The 17,412-nt window shown below is 64.4% G+C and carries 14 protein-coding genes; 8 read left to right on the top strand and 6 right to left on the bottom strand.

Translation table 11 applies throughout. From position 1 onward, the window contains the following. Positions 1 to 161: 161 nt before the first annotated feature. The gene (locus ACKWRH_RS02770) at positions 162 to 503 is read left to right on the top strand and encodes a hypothetical protein (RefSeq protein ID WP_445219226.1); all 342 of its coding nucleotides are present in this window, start codon (positions 162 to 164) and stop codon (positions 501 to 503) included. A 122-nt stretch (positions 504 to 625) separates the two neighbouring features. Here the strand turns inward: ACKWRH_RS02770 and ACKWRH_RS02765 are convergent, their stop codons facing one another. From ACKWRH_RS02765 to ACKWRH_RS02755, 3 genes are all read right to left on the bottom strand, one after another. Then, positions 626 to 2,089 carry a trehalose-6-phosphate synthase gene (locus tag ACKWRH_RS02765; RefSeq protein WP_445219225.1) on the bottom strand — a complete coding sequence of 488 codons (1,464 nt, stop codon included), beginning with the start codon at positions 2,087 to 2,089 and terminating at the stop codon, positions 626 to 628. Between the two features lie 236 nt (positions 2,090 to 2,325). Beyond that, positions 2,326 to 3,147 carry a trehalose-phosphatase gene (gene otsB, locus ACKWRH_RS02760; protein ID WP_445219224.1) on the bottom strand — a complete coding sequence of 274 codons (822 nt, stop codon included), beginning with the start codon at positions 3,145 to 3,147 and terminating at the stop codon, positions 2,326 to 2,328. Between the two features lie 3 nt (positions 3,148 to 3,150). After that, positions 3,151 to 4,638, bottom strand: a complete 1,488-nt coding sequence (locus tag ACKWRH_RS02755) for an MFS transporter (RefSeq protein WP_445222611.1) — start codon at positions 4,636 to 4,638, stop codon at positions 3,151 to 3,153. Between the two features lie 182 nt (positions 4,639 to 4,820). Between ACKWRH_RS02755 and ACKWRH_RS02750 the strand changes: the two genes are divergently transcribed. Further along, positions 4,821 to 5,192: a DUF3175 domain-containing protein gene (locus tag ACKWRH_RS02750; protein ID WP_445219223.1), complete on the top strand. Its 372-nt coding sequence runs from the start codon at positions 4,821 to 4,823 to the stop codon at positions 5,190 to 5,192. A gap of 164 nt (positions 5,193 to 5,356) precedes the next feature. Here ACKWRH_RS02750 and ACKWRH_RS02745 read toward each other — a convergent pair whose 3' ends face one another. Together ACKWRH_RS02745 and ACKWRH_RS02740 are read right to left on the bottom strand one after the other, a co-directional pair. Then, the gene (locus ACKWRH_RS02745) at positions 5,357 to 7,390 is read right to left on the bottom strand and encodes a methyl-accepting chemotaxis protein (RefSeq protein ID WP_445219222.1); all 2,034 of its coding nucleotides are present in this window, start codon (positions 7,388 to 7,390) and stop codon (positions 5,357 to 5,359) included. 336 nt (positions 7,391 to 7,726) lie between these two features. Beyond that, positions 7,727 to 9,766 (bottom strand): methyl-accepting chemotaxis protein, encoded by a 2,040-nt coding sequence (locus ACKWRH_RS02740; RefSeq protein ID WP_445219221.1) that lies wholly within the window; start codon positions 9,764 to 9,766, stop codon positions 7,727 to 7,729. Positions 9,767 to 10,107: 341 nt separating this feature from the next. Here ACKWRH_RS02740 and ACKWRH_RS02735 point away from each other — a divergent pair, with 341 nt between their 5' ends. The 4 genes from ACKWRH_RS02735 to ACKWRH_RS02720 all read left to right on the top strand — a co-directional run bounded on the left by ACKWRH_RS02735 (position 10,108) and on the right by ACKWRH_RS02720 (position 15,172). Further along, positions 10,108 to 10,593 (top strand): (2Fe-2S)-binding protein, encoded by a 486-nt coding sequence (locus tag ACKWRH_RS02735; protein WP_445219220.1) that lies wholly within the window; start codon positions 10,108 to 10,110, stop codon positions 10,591 to 10,593. Between the two features lie 84 nt (positions 10,594 to 10,677). Then, positions 10,678 to 13,020, top strand: coding sequence for a xanthine dehydrogenase family protein molybdopterin-binding subunit (locus ACKWRH_RS02730; protein ID WP_445219219.1), 2,343 nt, complete (start codon positions 10,678 to 10,680; stop codon positions 13,018 to 13,020). 13 nt (positions 13,021 to 13,033) lie between these two features. Continuing rightward, on the top strand, positions 13,034 to 13,834 hold the full coding sequence (locus ACKWRH_RS02725) for an FAD binding domain-containing protein (protein WP_445219218.1): 801 nt from the start codon (positions 13,034 to 13,036) through the stop codon (positions 13,832 to 13,834). Positions 13,835 to 14,065: 231 nt separating this feature from the next. Further along, complete coding sequence (locus tag ACKWRH_RS02720; protein ID WP_445219217.1) at positions 14,066 to 15,172, top strand: CaiB/BaiF CoA transferase family protein; 1,107 nt, start codon at positions 14,066 to 14,068, stop codon at positions 15,170 to 15,172. 137 nt (positions 15,173 to 15,309) lie between these two features. Here the strand turns inward: ACKWRH_RS02720 and hppD are convergent, their stop codons facing one another. Further along, on the bottom strand, positions 15,310 to 16,428 hold the full coding sequence (gene hppD / locus ACKWRH_RS02715; RefSeq protein ID WP_445219216.1) for a 4-hydroxyphenylpyruvate dioxygenase: 1,119 nt from the start codon (positions 16,426 to 16,428) through the stop codon (positions 15,310 to 15,312). A 119-nt stretch (positions 16,429 to 16,547) separates the two neighbouring features. Between hppD and ACKWRH_RS02710 the strand changes: the two genes are divergently transcribed. Further along, complete coding sequence (locus ACKWRH_RS02710) at positions 16,548 to 17,027, top strand: Lrp/AsnC family transcriptional regulator (protein ID WP_027577470.1); 480 nt, start codon at positions 16,548 to 16,550, stop codon at positions 17,025 to 17,027. A 72-nt stretch (positions 17,028 to 17,099) separates the two neighbouring features. Next, positions 17,100 to 17,411, top strand: coding sequence for a DUF1272 domain-containing protein (locus tag ACKWRH_RS02705; protein WP_445219215.1), 312 nt, complete (start codon positions 17,100 to 17,102; stop codon positions 17,409 to 17,411). Position 17,412: the final 1 nt, after the last annotated feature.

The following is a 17,412-nucleotide window of genomic DNA, read 5'->3' as shown; positions in this document are numbered from 1 at the left end:
GCAAGGGATCGCGGGGAAATCGGGTGAATTTTCCGTAAGATATTGTATTTGAAGGACAATATCTGGCGTCCGCTGGCGCTTCGGAACCGCCCGATGGCTGAACCGGAAGCGGGTTTGGCGCGACGATTCACTCAAGACCGCCAAACACGACCGGGGACGCCATGACCATCCCAAAGACCATCGCCGCCCTTAGCCTGATTTCGGCCCTTGGCTCCGCCTTCGCCGTGCCGGCCGCCGCGCAGGTCTGCACCCGGCAGGGCGTCGACGTGAGTTGCGACGACGGGCGGCGCGGGGTGCTTTCGGGCGATGCCATCATCTGGCCGGACGGGACGCGCTCGAGCGCCTCGCCGCATCCGAGCGTCATCATCGGCAACAAGAGCTCGGTGCATGTCGGCCCCGGCGTGTTCGTCGGCCAGGGCAAGGGCATGGTGCCGCTGGACGATCCCAACGCGCCGAACAAGCGGCAATGCGCGATTCTGGACGGGGTGTCGTATTGTTATTGAGGGCGCGGGTCGCACCCCTTGCAGTACGCCGTCATGCCTGGGCTTGTCCCGGGCATCCACGTTCTTGAAGCTGCATGAGCAGACGTGGATGGCCGGGACAAGCCCGGCCATGACGCAAGATCCTAGATCAGTCTTACACCTGATATCGCCGACTTCAGCCAGCGCAGGGCCTGCGGCGGCTGGGTCTCGAGCGGCGTGACGACGGCCTTTTCGATCCGGCACTTCTCCAGCTCGGCGACGAAGTCGGCGGACCATTGCTGGATGGTGTGGCCGCGCAGCTTCTTCATCATCGCGTCCCAGCGCATCTTGCGCTCGGCGAGCGGCATCGCGGCTGCGACCGCGATCGCGCGCGCCATGCCGTCGATGTCGTGCGGATTGACCAGCAGCGCCGTTTCGAGCTCGTTGGCGGCGCCGGCGAACTTCGACAGCACCAGCACGCCGGGATCGGCCGGGTTCTGCGCGGCGACATATTCCTTGGCGACGAGGTTCATGCCGTCATGCAGCGGCGTCACCACGCCGATCTGCGCGGTGCGGTAGAGACCCGCGAGCACGGCCTGGCTGAAGCCCTTGTTGAGGTAGCGGATAGGCGTCCAGTCGACCTCGCCGTGGCGGCCGTTGACGTCGGTGACGAGACGCGCGACCTCGTTCTGGAGATTGCCATAGGCCTCGATCGCGCCGCGCGAGGGGTTGGCGATCTGGAGCAGCGAGATGCTGCGCGCGAACTGCGGATGCTCGGTCCAGAGCCGGTCGAACGCGCTGATGCGATTGACGAGACCCTTGGAATAGTCGAGCCGGTCGACGCCGATCGCGAGCCGCTCGCCGTTGAGACTGTGGCGCAGCCGCGACACGTCGGGATGCGAGGCCGACTTCGCGGCGTAAGCCGCGAATTTCTCCGCATCGATGCCGATCGGAAAGACCTCGCAACGCGTACGGCCATGCTGCGAAATCGCAACGCCGTCTTCCACGGTGAGGCCGAGCTCGCCCGCGACATAGCCGAGAAAATTCTGGCAATCCTCATTGGTCTGAAAGCCGAGCAGATCGTAGGCCAGCATCGCCGTGATCAGCTCGCGATGATTGGGCACGCCCTGCATCACTGCGACGACCGGCCACGGCGTGTGCAGGAAGAAGCCGATCGGATCATCGACACCGAGATCGCGCAGCTCCGCGCCGAGCGCGAGGAAATGATAATCCTGCACCCAGAAGGCCGTTTTCGGTTTCCGGAAGCGCATCAAGGCGCGCGCCATGAAGGCGTTGACCTCGCGATAGCTGACATAGTCGTCTCGCGAGACGCGGATCAAATCGCTGCGCGAATGCAGCGCCGGCCACAGCGCCGAATTGGCAAAACCTTCGTAGTAGCCGCCGTAGTGCGCCGCCGGCAGATCCAGCGTCGCAATCGCGCCTGAGCCCAGCGCTTCGATCTCGGCGAACGGCTCCTTCTGATGGCCGTCACGCACGCGGCCTGACGAACCCACCCAGATAGCACCCGAATGTTCCACCACGGGAAGCAAAGCCGCAGCCAAGCCACCCGTCATGGGTTCGTTGGGTTTGCCGCGCGCAACTCGATTTGAAACGACGACTAAGTTCACAGGTCGTCCCCTCCTGTTCATTCCACCCCGTTTAACTGCCGTTCATCAATATGGTTCCTGATCATCATTTGTACGAATTGAAACCAAAATCAGGCGTGTGCGTTGGAACTGGTTTTTCTCCAGGGAACCCGGCGGTTTCACTCAACAAAGTCAATTTTCGTGGCTGTGTTGCCCAGCATGAATTGCGCGCGCGGGGAACGACGCGCGCGACAATGTGGCCCCGAGGTGACGATGCCTTATTCCAACCTTGTATCGTCGAGCAGACGCGCGAGGAACGCTCGGACATCCTTCGGCTCGTCGAAATGGCCGTTGACGCCGATGGCGCGGCGGCCAACGGAGAAGGAAAGGCCGTTCATGTCGGGCATGATCGCGAACACGGTCTCATCGGTAACGTCGTCGCCGATGAAGATCGGACGGCGCCCTTTGAAGGGCTCGTGCTTCATCAATTCACGCACGCCGGTCGCCTTGGTGAAGCCGGAATGCTTGATCTCGCAAACGAACTTCCCGGGCAGCACCTCGATCGGCGCATTGGGCAGATCGGCGCGGATCAGCGAGACGGATTCGTAGATCGCCTTCTCCGCATGTGGCGCGAGACGATAATGCAGTGCCAGCGAATAGCCCTTGTCCTCGAGCAGAATGCCGGGGCTCAGTTTTGCGATCGCAGCCAGGCGCCGCTTCAGCTCCTTGTCCATCGGCGGTGCGTGCACGTCGTCGGCTTCATTGTCCACCGACAGGCGCATTTCCGCGCCGTGACCGGCGACCGCGCGAAACACATCGGGCGCGAAGATCAGGTCGATATCATTGAGCGAACGGCCGCTGACCATCGCCAGCGCGCCCGACGTGCGCTCGGTCAACCGGTTCAGCGTTTCCGACAGACCCGGCGGCACCCAGACCTCGCGCGGCGTCGGCATCAGGTCGAGCAGCGTGCCGTCGATGTCGAGCAGGATAGCTGTTTCGCCGAGATGCGGGACGAGCGCATGCGGCACAGGCACCGCGTCGGGCGCTTCATCTTCAACCATGGCGCGCTTCTGATCCAATTCCGCGAGTTCTGATTTCATAGTCTACTCCATAAAGGCGAGCGGCCGCGCGATTTCTTCGAGCGATTTTCGTTCCGCGGCGACGGCGTAGCGCCACGCCACGACCGCAGCCGCGATCATCAGGAAGGCCCCCAGCAAATAGCCCGCGAACACGCTGGTGCGTGATCCCGTGTCGATCAGCGCGCCGAACAGCGCGGGCCCGATCACGCCGCCGATGCCGGTGCCGACCGCGTAGAACACCGCAATCGCCAGCGCGCGCACTTCCAGAGGGAACGTCTCGCTGACGGTCAGGTAAGCCGCGCTCGCGGCAGGCGAGGCAAAGAAGAAGATCACCATCCAGGCAATGGTCTGCCCCTGCGCGCTCAGCGCGCCGATCGAGAACAGATAGCCCGAGAGCGCCAGCAGCACGCCCGATACGCCGTAGGTGAACATGATCATGACGCGGCGGCCGAGCGTATCGAACAGCCGGCCGAGCAGCAGCGGACCAAGGAAGTTGCCCGCGGCGAACGGCAGGAGATACCAGCCGACATGATCGGCGCTGATGCCGTAGAAGTCGGTCAGCACCAGCGCGAAGGTGAAGAAGATCGCGTTGTAGAAGAACGCCTGCGCGACCATCAGCACGAGGCCGACCAGGGAGCGCTGGCGATAGACGGAGAACAACGTATGCACGACCTCCCTGATCGGCGTGTGGTCGCGCATCTTCAGTCGGATTTTCGTGAAGCGGCCGTCGCTCGCATGCTGGTCGTGCCCGATCACCGAGCGCTCGATCTCGTCCACGATGGCGTGGGCCTGGTCGGGCCGACCGTGGATCATCAGCCAGCGCGGGCTCTCCGGAATCCACATCCGCATCAACAGCACGACAAGGCCGAGGGTCGCGCCGATGAGATAGGCGAGGCGCCAGCCGAGATCGGGACCGAACAATGCGGGATCGAGCAGCACGATGGCCGCCACCGCGCCCATCGCCGCGCCGATCCAGAAACTGCCGTTGATGACGAGATCGGTCCAGCCGCGATAGCGCGCCGGCACCAGTTCCTGGATCGTCGAGTTGATCGCAGTGTATTCGCCGCCGATGCCGGCGCCGGTGAGGAAGCGAAACAGCGCGTAGCTCGCGACATTCCACGACAAGGCGGTCGCGGCGGTTGCGGAGAGATAAAGCGCCAGTGTGATGAAGAACAGCTTCTTGCGGCCGATACGGTCGGTGAGCCAGCCGAAGCCGAGCGCGCCGAGCACCGCACCGGCAAGATAGGCGGAATTGGCGATACCGAGATCGAGATTGGAGAACTGCAGGGTCGGGCTCTGCTTCAGCGCGCCGGAGAGCGCGCCCGCCAGCGTCACCTCGAGCCCGTCGAGGATCCAGGTGATTCCGAGCGCCAGCACGACGCGGGTATGAAAGCCGCTCCACGGCAGCGCGTCGAGCCGCGCGGGAATGCTGGTCTCGACGATGCGGTCGGTCGCGGCCGCCGCAGAGACAGCAGGTCCGTAATTCAGCGCTGGGCTTTGCTGCAATTCCATCGCGTTGCTGGGTCTAACCAATGGAAGCGGCCCCGGCTCACATGGTGTGAACGGGGGCGATCCGATCATCGGGGTGCGGCATTCCGCCTGCCACCTGCGACAACGCCTGCGGCAAGGGCAGGTTCCCGCAGGAACAGCCCTTGGGGTCGTCCGTTTCCGATGGAGCCGCAGGGAGTTGACGCATGGCTCACGTCAGAAAGACGACACATTCTCGAAAGACGGGAGCGCGGAAGACCAGTGCGAGGCGCAGCACGACCTCGCGCAAGAGCACGAAGCGCGCCTCGCCAAAACGCTGGTCGCAGCGCGTGACGAAGGAGAGCGATGCACTCGACCTCGAGCAGGACGTGTTCAAGCTGACCAGCGCAAAGAAGATCGCGATCTCGCTGAAGCGCTCGGCCGAACACAGCTCGCGCCGCAAGACCGGCGCCTACCGCTCGGCGCTCTCCATGCTGACCTTCTACATCAACCGCGCCGGCAAGACCCTGCCCAAGACACAACGCGCGCGGCTGGAGCGCGCGAAGGTCGAGTTGAGGCGGGCGTTCGGGAGGGAGTGAGACTCGCGCTCTTTACCCCGCTGTCGGCCCGGACAAGCGAAGCGCAGATCCGGCAACTGTTATGTTGGCCTGGTCTGCAGGTATGGCTTTCTATCGCGTATGACAGCGGAGTATGAGGCGATAGCGAGGTCTTCAAGCGCCAGGCACCTGACGCGCGGCGAGCTTCACGCGGCCCGGATATTCCCCATGAAGCGATCGAGCTCGGCGCGCAGGCGCGTGCTTTCGGATGACAGCGTCTTGGCCGAGCTCAGCACCTCTTCCGAGGCCGAACCGGTTTCGGCGGCGCCGCGATTGACCTGGCCGATGTCGGTGGCGGCGGTCTGGGTACCCTGCGCAACGGTCTGGACGCTGCGCGCGATTTCCTGCGTCGCGGCGCCCTGCTGCTCGACGGCGCTCGCGATCGACGTCGAGATCGACGATATCTGGCCGATGGTCGCGCCGATTTCCTTGATCGCGGCGACCGATTCGGCCGTCGCGCCCTGCATCCCGGTAATGTGGGAGGAGATTTCGTCGGTCGCCTTCGCGGTCTGACTGGCCAGCGACTTCACTTCGCTGGCGACCACTGCGAAGCCGCGGCCGGCCTCGCCCGCGCGCGCCGCCTCGATGGTGGCGTTGAGCGCAAGAAGATTGGTCTGCTCGGCGATCGCCGTGATCAGCTTGACCACTTCGCCGATCTGCTGGGCGGCGTGCGACAGCTTGCCGATCCGGCTATCGGTTTCCTTCGCCTGCACCACGGCAGCTTCCGCAATACGGCTGGAGTCGCGCACCTGGCGGCCGATCTCCTCGACTGAGGCCGAGAGCTCTTCGGTGGCGGTTGCGACCGACTGCATGTTGCTCGAAGCCTGCTCGGAGACACCGGCGACCTGGCTCGACAGGCTCTGGGTGGTCTCGGCGGTGCGGGTCAGCGGGGACGCCGCCGATTCGAGCTGTACCGCGGAGGCCGAGACGTTGGAGACGATGGCGCCGACCGCGCTCTCGAAATCGTCGGCAAAGCGGATCAACTCGGAGCGGCGGCTTGCGGCCTGCTCGCGGTTCTGGGCTTCGCTGGCGGCGGCGTCGCGCTCGGCTTTCGCGACAGCCTGAACCTTGAATTCCTCGACCGCGCCGGCCATTTCGCCGATCTCGTCCTTGCGGCCGAGGCCCGGCAACACGACGTCGAAATTGCCGGACGCAAGCTCGCGCATCGCCTTGCACATCGCGATCATCGGACGCGAGATGCCGTTACCGAGCATCAGGGCCAGCACGGCGCCAATGGCGAGGCCGCCGAGCGCCATCATCAGCATCAGCCGTTCGGTCTCGGTGATGGTGGAGTTGGCGCTCGCTTCGATGCGCTGCTGATCCGAGGTCAGATCGGACCGCAGCTCGGCCGAGAGCTTGAGAATGCCCGCCGCCGTCTTGGTCATCTCGCCGTTCAACTTGACGATGATCTTCACGTTCTCGGTCAGCTTCGAGAAAGAGGTGCGGTACTGCTTCAGCAGGTTGCCGATCTCGGTGACGCGATCGGTGATCTTCTGGTCGTTGGCATAGATCGAGACCAGCAGCGTCTCCAGGAATTTGATGCGGGCGATCACGCCGTCGGCGGTCTTCGGCTCCGGCTTGGCGACGAAGGCGCTGACCGAGGTCGAGACCGCGAGATATTGCGAGGTGACGTCCTTGGCCGTGGTCTGAACCGAGTTCAGGCCTGCCAGCGCGGCAGTATCGGCGAGATCGTCGAACTTGAAGCGGATCTTGTTGCCGACGCTGTTGAGCTCGTCGGCGGCGATCTTGTTATTCTCGCGCGTCAGCGTGATGATCTCACCGAACACCTTCGTAAACCGCTGGAATTCGGTCTCGAGCTTGCCGACCTGCTCGCGGCGCGCGGCGCCGGTGGTGGCGGCCATCGACTTGGCGATCGAGCCCTTCAGATTCTCTTCGGCCCCCTTGGCCGCGGTCTCGTCATCGGCCGCGCCCGTCAGCGTATAGGCCCGCGCCAGTCCCTGATAGGCGATCAGGTCGCGATCGACGGTCCGCGCGAGGTCTGCTTCCGACACGCTGGCCCGGTAGGATGCCACGGCGGCCTGGATCCGTTCGAAGCCGAAATAGGCGAAGGCCATGCTGACGGCGAGGATGGCGAGCACTGCCACGAAGCCGAGGATGATTTTTGCGCGAAAGCGCAAGGTGAGCAGCTTCGATGTGTTCGGCTTCGACTTGACGGGCATTCCCCACCCCATTCCATTCGCGGAAAACCAGGCGCAGCCCGGAAGCAGCCCGCTTCCTGACTCGTGAGCACGGTAGAGTGCAAAGGATAAGCCACGGTAAATTTATGGCGTCGCAACTTGCGGTTAGGTGACGCGGGCAGGCCTTGCTCCGCTGTCGTCCCGGACAAGCGAAGCGCAGATCCAGGACCCATAACCACAGGGAGTGGTTTGGCGAGGACTCGGACTTAACGGCTCGCGCCGCAATTTCTTCCTGGGGTTATCGGTCCCCGCCCCCTGTGCGCAATTGCGCACTAGTCTAGGCGGGGACGACAGTGGGGGGTGGCGCTACAGTGCCCCTTACGCCGCCCGGATATTCCCCATGAAGCGATCGAGCTCGGCGCGGAGGCGGGTACTTTCAGATGACAGCGTCTTGGCGGAGTGCAGGACCTCCTCCGAGGCCGAGCCGGTTTCGGCGGCGCCACGGTTGACCTGGCCGATGTCGGTGGCGGCGGTCTGGGTGCCCTGCGCGACGGTCTGGACGCTGCGGGCAATCTCCTGCGTCGCGGCGCCCTGCTCTTCCACGGCGCTCGCGATCGAGGTCGAGATCGACGAGATCTTGCCGATGGTGGCGCCAATCTCCTTGATCGCGGCGACCGACTCGGCCGTCGCACCCTGCATGCCCGCGATGTGCGAGGAAATCTCGTCGGTGGCCTTCGCGGTCTGGCTGGCCAGCGACTTCACTTCGCTGGCGACCACGGCAAAGCCGCGGCCGGCCTCGCCCGCGCGCGCCGCCTCGATGGTGGCGTTGAGCGCTAGAAGGTTGGTCTGCTCGGCGATCGCGGTGATCAGTTTGACCACCTCGCCGATCTGCTGCGCGGCGTGCGACAGCTTGCCGATCCGGCCGTCGGTCTCCTTGGCCTGGACCACCGCAGCTTCCGCGATGCGGCTGGAATCGCGGACCTGGCGGCCGATCTCCTCGACTGAGGCCGAAAGCTCTTCGGTCGCGGTTGCGACCGACTGCATGTTGCTCGAGGCCTGCTCGGACACGCCGGCAACCTGGCTCGACAGGGTCTGCGTGGTTTCGGCGGTTCGGGTCAGCGTGGAAGCCGCTGATTCGAGCTGCACGGCGGAGGCCGACACATTCGACACGATGGCACCGACCGCGCTTTCAAAGTCATCGGCGAAGCGAATCAGCTCGGAACGGCGTGCGGTGGCCAGTTCCTTGTTCTGGGCTTCGCTGGCGGCGGCGTCGCGCTCGGCTTTCGCGACGGCCTGAACCTTGAATTCCTCGACCGCGCCGGCCATCTCGCCGATCTCGTCCTTGCGGCCGAGGCCCGGCAGCACGACGTCGAAATTGCCCGACGCGAGCTCGCGCATCGCCTTGCACATCGCGATCATCGGACGCGAGATGCCGGTGCCGAGCAGGAAGGCCAGGATCGCGCCGAGCAGCGTGCCGCCGACGGCCAGCATCAGCACCAGTTGCTCGGTCCGCCCGATGGTCGCCTCCGACTCCGAATCCAGCCGCTGCTGTTCGGCGACGAGGTCCGCCTTCATAGCGGTGGCGCCTTGCAGGATCGCACCGGCCGAACCGCTCATCTCGGTGACGAGCTCATCCACCATCTTGGCGTTGGCGATCAGCTTCTCCAGCGCTTCGCGATAGGCCACGAGGATGGTCTTGGCGTCCTTCAGGCCGGCGACGATCTTGTCGTCCATGGAATAGACCGCGCCGAGCGAATTCTCGACGAATTTCAGCCGCGCCAGCGCGCTGGTCGCGATCGCCTGGTCGGAGGTCAGCACGAAATTGGTCGCCGCTGCGCTCGCGGTCTGGAACTGGGCGTTGACCTGCTTGGTGCCGAACTCGATCGACTGCGCCTCGGAATCGGAGGCATTGTTGCCGATATCGTCAAGCTTGTATTTCAGGAGATTGGCTTGGCGCGTCAGCTGGTTCTGCACCAGCAGCGCGCTATCGCGCTTGGCCTGGAGGACCTTTGCGAAGGTTGCGGAGAAGTTGGAGAACTCCTTGGCGAGCTTGTTGAGGCCCTCCTGCCGCGCCGGCTTCTTGGCACTCTTGACCGCCTGATCGATGGCGCTCTTCAGGCCGGTCTCGGCGTCCAGCGCCGCCTTGGCATCGTCCTCCTTGCCGGTGACGACGAAATAACGGACTGCCGAGCGGTAGGCGAGCAGCTCGCGGTCGATGTTGCGGGCGAGATCGGCCTCGGTGACGCTGCTGCGGTAGGACCCGACCCCGGACGAGACCCGCTCGAAGCCGAAATACGAGAAAGCCATGCTGCCGGCGGAGATCACCAGCACCGCGGCGAAGCCGAGGATGATCTTGGCGCGGAACCGGAGGGTCGGAAATATTGTACGCTTCGACGGCGACGCGATACGCCCGGACATTCCAACCCCCATTTTCTATTCAGCCGTGATCCGGAGGCGCCCCGCCCCCGGACCCGGATGCGCAAAACTAGGGCACAATGGATAAAGGGCGGTAAATTCGGCAGGCGCGTGCAATCCGAGGCCTTATCGGCCAAAAGCCGACCGGATCGGATGACGGCTGGCATCCCACATGGGCCGACCATTTTGCGGCGATCGACCCACTTCGCCCGCCCAAGTCATTGCCCGCTCGTCAGGATCGATGACTTTTCCATGACCGGCGTGACCAAAATCCTAGTTGCAAAGTCCGGGGGCGGCGGTCTCTAATTAGAAACAATCAAAATCAATCCGGGGAGGTATGTTCCGTGTCTACAGTCAAACTGACGGTGAACGGCAAGGCCGTTGCCGTCGACGTCGAGGACCGCACGCTGCTGGTCCAGCTCCTGCGCGATCACCTCAACCTCACCGGGACCCATGTCGGCTGCGACACCAGCCAGTGCGGCGCTTGCGTCGTGCACGTGGACGGCCGGGCGGTGAAATCCTGCACCATGCTGGCGGGCCAGGCCGACGGCGCCAGCGTCACCACCATCGAAGGCATCGCCAAGGGCGACGAGCTGCACCCGATGCAGGCCGCCTTCCGCGACAATCACGGCCTGCAATGCGGCTATTGCACGCCGGGCATGATCATGTCGGCGATCGACATCGTGCATCGCCATGGCGGCCAGCTCGATGAGACCACCGTGCGCCAGGAGCTCGAAGGCAACATCTGCCGCTGCACCGGCTACCACAACATCGTCAAGGCCGTGCTGGATGCAGCCGGGCGCATGAAGGTCTCGCAGGCGGCCGAGTAAAGCGGCCCGCCTCGAATAAAGAACCACCGCTGCTGCTTTCGAGGGAAAGCGCAGTCAAGACAATTCCGGTCGGGAGGACCAGACATGGGTGTTGAAGGCATCGGCGCGCGCGTCGTGCGCAAGGAAGACAAGCGTTTCATTACCGGCAAGGGCCGTTACGTCGACGACATCAAATTGCAGGGCATGACCCATGCCCATTTCATCAGAAGCCCGCATGCGCACGCCAAGGTGAAGAAGATCGATTCTTCCGCCGCGCTGAAGATGCCGGGCGTGGTCGCAGTGCTCACCGGACAAGAGATCGTCGACGACAAGGTCGGCAATCTCATCTGCGGCTGGGCTATCACCTCCAAGGACGGCAGCCCGATGAAGATGGGCGCATGGCCCGCGATGGCGCCGGAAACGGTGCGCTTCGTCGGCCAGGCCGTCGCGGTCGTGATCGCCGACAGCAAGAACCTGGCCCACGACGCGGCCGAAGCCGTGGTCGTGGATTATGAAGAGCTGCCGGCGGTCGCCGATATCCACGCCGCAATCAAGGCCGGCGCGCCGCAGCTTCACCCCGAGGCCCCCGGCAACCAGGTCTATGACTGGGTGATCGGCGACGAGGGCGCGACGGATGCCGCCTTCGCCAAGGCCGCCAATGTCGTCAAGCTCGACGTCACCAACAACCGCCTTGCGCCGAACGCGATGGAGCCGCGCGCGGCGATCGCCGACTATGACGCGGCGGAAGAGCACTTCACTCTCTATACCACGTCGCAGAACCCGCACGTCGCCCGCCTCGTGCTGTCGGCGTTCTACAACATCGCCCCCGAGCACAAGCTGCGCGTGATCGCCCCCGATGTCGGCGGCGGCTTCGGCTCAAAAATCTTCATCTATCCCGAGGAGATGGTGGCTCTGTGGGCCTCGAAGAAGGTTGGCCGCCCGGTAAAATGGACCGGCGACCGCACCGAGGCCTTCCTCACCGATGCGCATGGCCGTGACCACGTCACCCATGCCGAGATGGCGTTCGACGCCAACAACAAGATCACCGGGTTGAAGGTGAAGACCTACGCCAATTTCGGCGCCTATATGTCGCTGTTCTCCTCGTCGGTGCCGACCTATCTCTACGCGACGCTGCTGTCGGGCCAGTACAACATCCCGGCGATCCATGCCGAGGTGGTCGGGGTCTACACCAACACCACGCCGGTCGACGCCTATCGCGGCGCGGGCCGCCCCGAGGCGAGCTATTTGATCGAGCGGCTGATGGAGACGGCCGCGCGGCAGTTGAAGGTCGATCCGGCCCAGCTGCGCCGGACCAACTTCATCACCCAGTTCCCGCACCAGACGCCGGTGATCATGGCCTACGACACCGGTGACTTTAACGCCTCGCTCGACGCGGCGATGAAGGCGATCGACTATGCCGGCTTCGCCGCCCGTAAGGCCAAGGCGAAGGCGGACGGCAAGCTGCGCGGCATCGGCGTGTCCTGCTACATCGAGGCCTGCGGCATCGCGCCGTCTAAGGCCGTCGGCAGCCTCGGCGCCGGCGTCGGCTTATGGGAATCCGCCGAAGTGCGGGTCAACCCGGTCGGCACCATCGAGATCCTGACGGGCTCACACAGCCATGGCCAGGGTCACGAGACGACGTTCTGCCAGCTCGTCGCGGAGCGCTTGGGCGTTCCCATCAGCCAGGTCTCGATCGTCCATGGCGACACCGACAAGGTGCAGTTCGGCATGGGCACCTACGGCTCGCGCTCCGCGGCCGTCGGTCTCACCGCGATCCTGAAGGCAATGGAGAAGATGGAATCCAAGGCCAAGAAGATCGCAGCGCATGCGCTCGAAGCGTCCGAGGGCGACATCGTCATCGAGAACGGCGAGTTCAAGGTGGCCGGTACCGACAAGGCGATCGCCTTCCCGATGGTCGCGCTCGCGGCCTACACCGCGCACAATCTGCCTGACGGGATGGAGCCGGGCCTGAAGGAAAGCGCCTTCTACGACCCCTCCAACTTCACCTTCCCGGCCGGCGCCTACATCTGCGAACTCGAGGTCGATCCGGGCACCGGCAAGACCTCCTTCGTCAACTTCGTCGCGGCCGACGATTTCGGCCGGCTGATCAACCCGATGATCGTCGAGGGACAGGTCCATGGCGGCCTTGCCCAGGGCATCGGGCAGGCGCTGCTCGAGCACGCCATCTACGATGCCAACGGCCAGCCCGTCACGGCCTCGTTCATGGACTACTCCATGCCGCGCGCCGACGACCTGCCCTCGTTCAACCTCTCCCACACCACGACGCTGTGCCCGGGCAATCCCTTGGGCATCAAGGGCTGCGGTGAGGCCGGCGCGATCGGCGCCTCTGCGGCCGTGATCAACGCGATCACGGATGCGATCGGCAAGAACAACCTGGAAATGCCCGCAACCCCGGACCGGGTGTGGCGCACGATCCACGCGGCCTGAGAGGAGCAACAAGATGTACCAGACCACTTATCATCGCCCCTCCTCGGTCGACGAGGCCGTCGCCCTGTTCGGCAAGAGCAGCGAGGCGAAATTCCTCGCCGGCGGCCAGACGTTGCTGCCGGTCATGAAGCAGCGGCTCGCCAGCCCGTCCGACGTGATCGACCTCGGCAAGATCAAGGAGCTGCAGGGCGTCGAGCTCTCGGGCGACGTGCTGACCATCAAGGCCGGCACGACCTATTACGACATCATGCAGAATGCCGATGTGAAGAAGGCGATCCCCGCGATCGCCTATCTCACCTCGGTGCTCGGCGATCCCGCCGTGCGTTATCGCGGCACGATCGGCGGCTCGATCGCCAACAACGATCCCGCCGCGGACTATCCGGCGGCGCTGCTGGCGCTCGGTGCCACCGTCAAGACCAACAAGCGGTCGATCTCGGCCGAGGACTTCTTCCAGGGCCTGTTCACGACGGCGCTGGAAGACGGAGAGATCATCACCGCGGTGTCGTTCCCCGTGCCGGCGAAGGCGGGCTACGAAAAAATGCGGCACCCGGCCTCACGCTTCGCGCTGACCGCCGTGTTCGTCGCGCAGACGAAGTCGGGCGAGATCCGCGTTGCCGCCACCGGCGCCTCGCAGAGCGGCGTGATGCGGGTGCCCGCCATCGAAGCCGCGCTGAAGGCGAACTGGTCGCCGTCGGCGCTCGACAATGTCAGCATTCCGGCGAGCGGATTGCTGGCCGATATCCACGGCACCGCGGAATACCGCGCCAACCTCGTCAAGGTGATGGCGCAGCGCGCGGTGGCCGCCGCGGGCTGATCGCGTCGATAAAGCGCGACAGCGCGTCGCGCCTTAGCGCCTCAACACAAATCTTCCGCGGCGCGCAGCAATGCGCGCCGCTTTTATTATGCGCCCATGCATGAAAACCGCTTGCCTCGCGGACATGAAGGCGAGAAAAGTTAATCAGCCAATTAACTCGCCCCCGAAGAGGAACGTCAAAAGCGATCGCCGGACCACCGGCATTCGCCGGCGACCCGAGGAAACAACAACGTGCTCGATAAACCAGCGCCCACCTCCTCCGTCCGCGCCTCCGGCCCGCTCTCGGGCTTCCGTGTCGTCGAATTCGCCGGCATCGGACCCGGCCCGTTCGCCTGCATGATGCTGGCCGACATGGGGGCCGATGTCGTCACGCTCGATCGCGTCGGTGCGAAGAAAAGCATGAAGTCGGTCGCGGGCCGCGGTCGCAAGGTGATCGAGCTCGACCTCAAGGACAAAGCGGCGATCGCAGAGGTGCTCGACCTGCTTGCCAGCGCCGATGCATTGGTCGAGGGCTTTCGTCCCGGCGTGATGGAGCGGCTTGGGCTCGGCCCGGACGTCGTGCTCGCGCGCAATCCCAAACTCGTCTACGGCCGCATGACCGGCTGGGGCCAGGAAGGCCCGCTCGCCAACGCCGCCGGCCACGACATTAATTACATCTCGATCACCGGTGCGCTCGCCGCGATCGGCACCAAGGAAGCCCCGGTGCCGCCGCTCAATTTGGTCGGCGATTTCGGCGGCGGTGCGCTCTATCTCGTCGTCGGCGTGCTCGCGGCCCTTTTGGAAGCGCAGAGATCCGGCAAGGGCCAAGTCGTGGACGCCGCGATGTGCGACGGCGCGGCCTCGCTGATGTCGTTCTTCTTCGACATGACCACGATCGGCCGCTGGACTGAAGGCCGCAACCAGAACTTCCTCGACGGCGGCGCGCATTTCTATGGCGTCTACGAATGCGCCTGTGGCCATTTCGTCTCGATCGGCTCGATCGAGCCGCAGTTCTACGCGCTGCTCCGCGAGCACGCTGGCCTGACCGATGCCGATTTCGACGCGCAGATGGACCGCAAGGCCTGGCCCGCGCTGAAGCAGAAATTGCAGGCCGTGTTCAAGAGCAAGACCCGCGAGGACTGGTGCAGGATCATGGAAGGCACCGACATCTGCTTCGCGCCGGTGCTGACCATGTCGGAAGCGACCGAGCATCCGCACATGGTCGCCCGCAACGTCTTCCTCGAGCGCCACGGCGTGAAGCAGCCCGCGCCCGCGCCAAGATTCTCTCGTACGCCGTCTGCGGTGCGGGAGCCGGAGGGCGCGGAAATTGGTGCGGTGACGGCTGCGTGGAAGAAATAGATCTAGCCCAGGCGAAGATCTCGTAGGGTGGGCAAAGGCGCGAAGCGCCGTGCCCACCATCTTTCCGTGAGAGACAAAGAAGTCGTGGGCACGCTTCGCTTTGCCCACCCTACGGCAGTGTGCGTGAGGCTAAGACCTTACGCAGCGTTATCCACCTTCAACACCCCGCGCCGGATCTGATCTTCCTCGATCGACTCGAACAGGGCCTTGAAGTTGCCCTCGCCAAAGCCGTCGTCGCCCTTGCGCTGGATGAACTCGAAGAAGATCGGGCCGATCGCGTTGGCGGAGAAGATCTGCAGCAGCACCTTGGTCTGGCCGCCGTCGACCACGCCTTCGCCGTCGATCAGGATGCCGTTGGTCTGGAGGCGTGCGACGTCCTCGCCGTGCTTGGGCAGGCGCGCGTCGATCCGCTCGAAATAGGTCTCGGGCGGCGACGGCATGAAGGGCAGACCGGCCTCGCGCAGGCCTTCGATGGTGGCGTGGATATCGCGGCAACCGCAGGCGATGTGCTGGATGCCTTCGCCGCGATAGATATTCAGATATTCCTCGATCTGGCCGGAATCGCCGGCGTCCTCGTTGATCGGAATCCGGATCTTGCCGTCGGGGCTGGTCAGCGCACGCGAGAACAGGCCGGAGGCGCGGCCCTCGATGTCGAAGAAGCGGATCTGGCGGAAGTTGAACAGCTTTTGGTAGAAGCCCGTCCACACATCCATGCGGCCGCGATGGACGTTGTGGGTGAGGTGGTCGAGATAGAACAGGCCGGCGCCGACGGGCTTGGGATCGCGTGCGCCCAGCCACTCGAACTCGGCATCATAGGCCGAGCCCTTGGCGCCGTAGCGATCGACGAAATAGAGCAGGCTGCCGCCGATGCCCTTGATCGCGGGCACATCGAGCGTCTTCTGCGCCGACGACACACCGGCAGGTTCGGCGCCTAGCGCGATCGCACGGTCATAGGCCGCCTTCGCATCGACCACGCGAAACGCCATCGACGGCGCGCAGGGGCCGTGCGCGGCGACGAAGTCGAAGCCGTGGGTGCCGGGCTCCTCGTTGACGAGATAGTTGATGTCGCCCTGGCGATAGACCGTGATCTTCTTGCTCTTGTGGCGGGCGACGGGCGCATAGCCCATCAGCTTGAACAGCGCGTGCAGCTCTTCCGGATTGGGATGCGCATATTCGACGAACTCGAACCCGTCGCTGCCCATCGGATTGTCGGCGGTGACGGTGGCCGGCGGTGCATCGTGCGGAAACGGACCCATGGTGCTCTCCAATTGCTGCTGCCATGAACTATCCTTCACCGGGCGTGCAATGAGCGTGCAAACGGGCCGCATTTTGGCTATCATATGCACGGTTCGTGCATGAAATGGATAAATGACGCATGATCTCCGTAGACGCATTCGACCTCAAGATCCTGGGCGCGCTCCAGGATGACGGCCGCCTCACCAACCAGGAGCTCGCCGATCTCGCGGGGCTCTCGGCCTCGCAATGCTCGCGGCGGCGGATGCGGCTGGAGGAGGAGAAGGTGATCTCAGGCTATCACGCCGATCTCTCCAGCGAGGCGCTGGGCTTCGGTGTGATCGCCTTTATCCAGGTGGGGCTCGCGACCCACTCGCCGGACAATTCGAAACGCTTCCGCGCCTTGGTCAACCGCATCGACGAGATCCAGGAAGCCTATTCGCTGACGGGCGACGCCGATTACGTGCTGAAGGCCGTTCTCCGCGATCTCAAGGGTCTCTCCAACCTCGTCAACGACGTGCTGATGCCGCACCAGAGCGTGGCGCATGTGCGCTCCTCGATCGTGCTTGATCGGCTGAAGGAAAGCTCCAAGCTGCCGCTCAAGGAGATCAAGCCCGGCTGAAATCGAGGGAACTACGGCATTCGCGCTGCGTGTGCGATCTGCGATGATCTAGCCAATCCGGGAGATTCAGCCATGGCCCTCCAGCTTCGACCGAACTGCGAATATTGCGACCGCGACCTGCCACCTGATGCAACGGATGCGCGGATCTGCTCCTATGAATGCACGTTCTGCGCGGATTGCGTGGAAACAAAGCTCTCCAACGTCTGTCCGAACTGCGGCGGCGGCTTTGCCCCGCGCCCGATCCGCCCCACGCAGGAATGGCGGCCGGGAGTGTGCACGACGAAGCAGGCGCCGTCCGACAAGCGGGTGCATTTGAAGTACACTGTGGAAGACGTCGCGGCGCATTGCGCGCGGGTGAAAGGCGTGCCGCCGGAGGAGCGCTAGC

This window comes from Bradyrhizobium sp. Pa8, from assembly GCF_052588265.1.
The sequence above is the reverse complement of the archived record's forward strand: the minus strand, read 5'-3'. Positions and strand labels throughout refer to the sequence as shown.

What these genes read in the sequence shown, in the direction of transcription:
- ACKWRH_RS02770 (WP_445219226.1), top strand. Translation starts at nt 162, where the DNA reads ATGACCATCCCAAAGACCATCGCCGCCCTTAGCCTGATTTCGGCCCTT.
- otsB (WP_445219224.1), bottom strand. Translation starts at nt 3,147, where the DNA reads ATGAAATCAGAACTCGCGGAATTGGATCAGAAGCGCGCCATGGTTGAA.
- ACKWRH_RS02755 (WP_445222611.1), bottom strand. Translation starts at nt 4,638, where the DNA reads ATGGAATTGCAGCAAAGCCCAGCGCTGAATTACGGACCTGCTGTCTCT.
- ACKWRH_RS02750 (WP_445219223.1), top strand. Translation starts at nt 4,821, where the DNA reads ATGGCTCACGTCAGAAAGACGACACATTCTCGAAAGACGGGAGCGCGG.
- ACKWRH_RS02745 (WP_445219222.1), bottom strand. Translation starts at nt 7,390, where the DNA reads ATGCCCGTCAAGTCGAAGCCGAACACATCGAAGCTGCTCACCTTGCGC.
- ACKWRH_RS02740 (WP_445219221.1), bottom strand. Translation starts at nt 9,766, where the DNA reads ATGTCCGGGCGTATCGCGTCGCCGTCGAAGCGTACAATATTTCCGACC.
- ACKWRH_RS02730 (WP_445219219.1), top strand. Translation starts at nt 10,678, where the DNA reads ATGGGTGTTGAAGGCATCGGCGCGCGCGTCGTGCGCAAGGAAGACAAG.
- ACKWRH_RS02725 (WP_445219218.1), top strand. Translation starts at nt 13,034, where the DNA reads ATGTACCAGACCACTTATCATCGCCCCTCCTCGGTCGACGAGGCCGTC.
- hppD (WP_445219216.1), bottom strand. Translation starts at nt 16,428, where the DNA reads ATGGGTCCGTTTCCGCACGATGCACCGCCGGCCACCGTCACCGCCGAC.
- ACKWRH_RS02710 (WP_027577470.1), top strand. Translation starts at nt 16,548, where the DNA reads ATGATCTCCGTAGACGCATTCGACCTCAAGATCCTGGGCGCGCTCCAG.
- ACKWRH_RS02705 (WP_445219215.1), top strand. Translation starts at nt 17,100, where the DNA reads ATGGCCCTCCAGCTTCGACCGAACTGCGAATATTGCGACCGCGACCTG.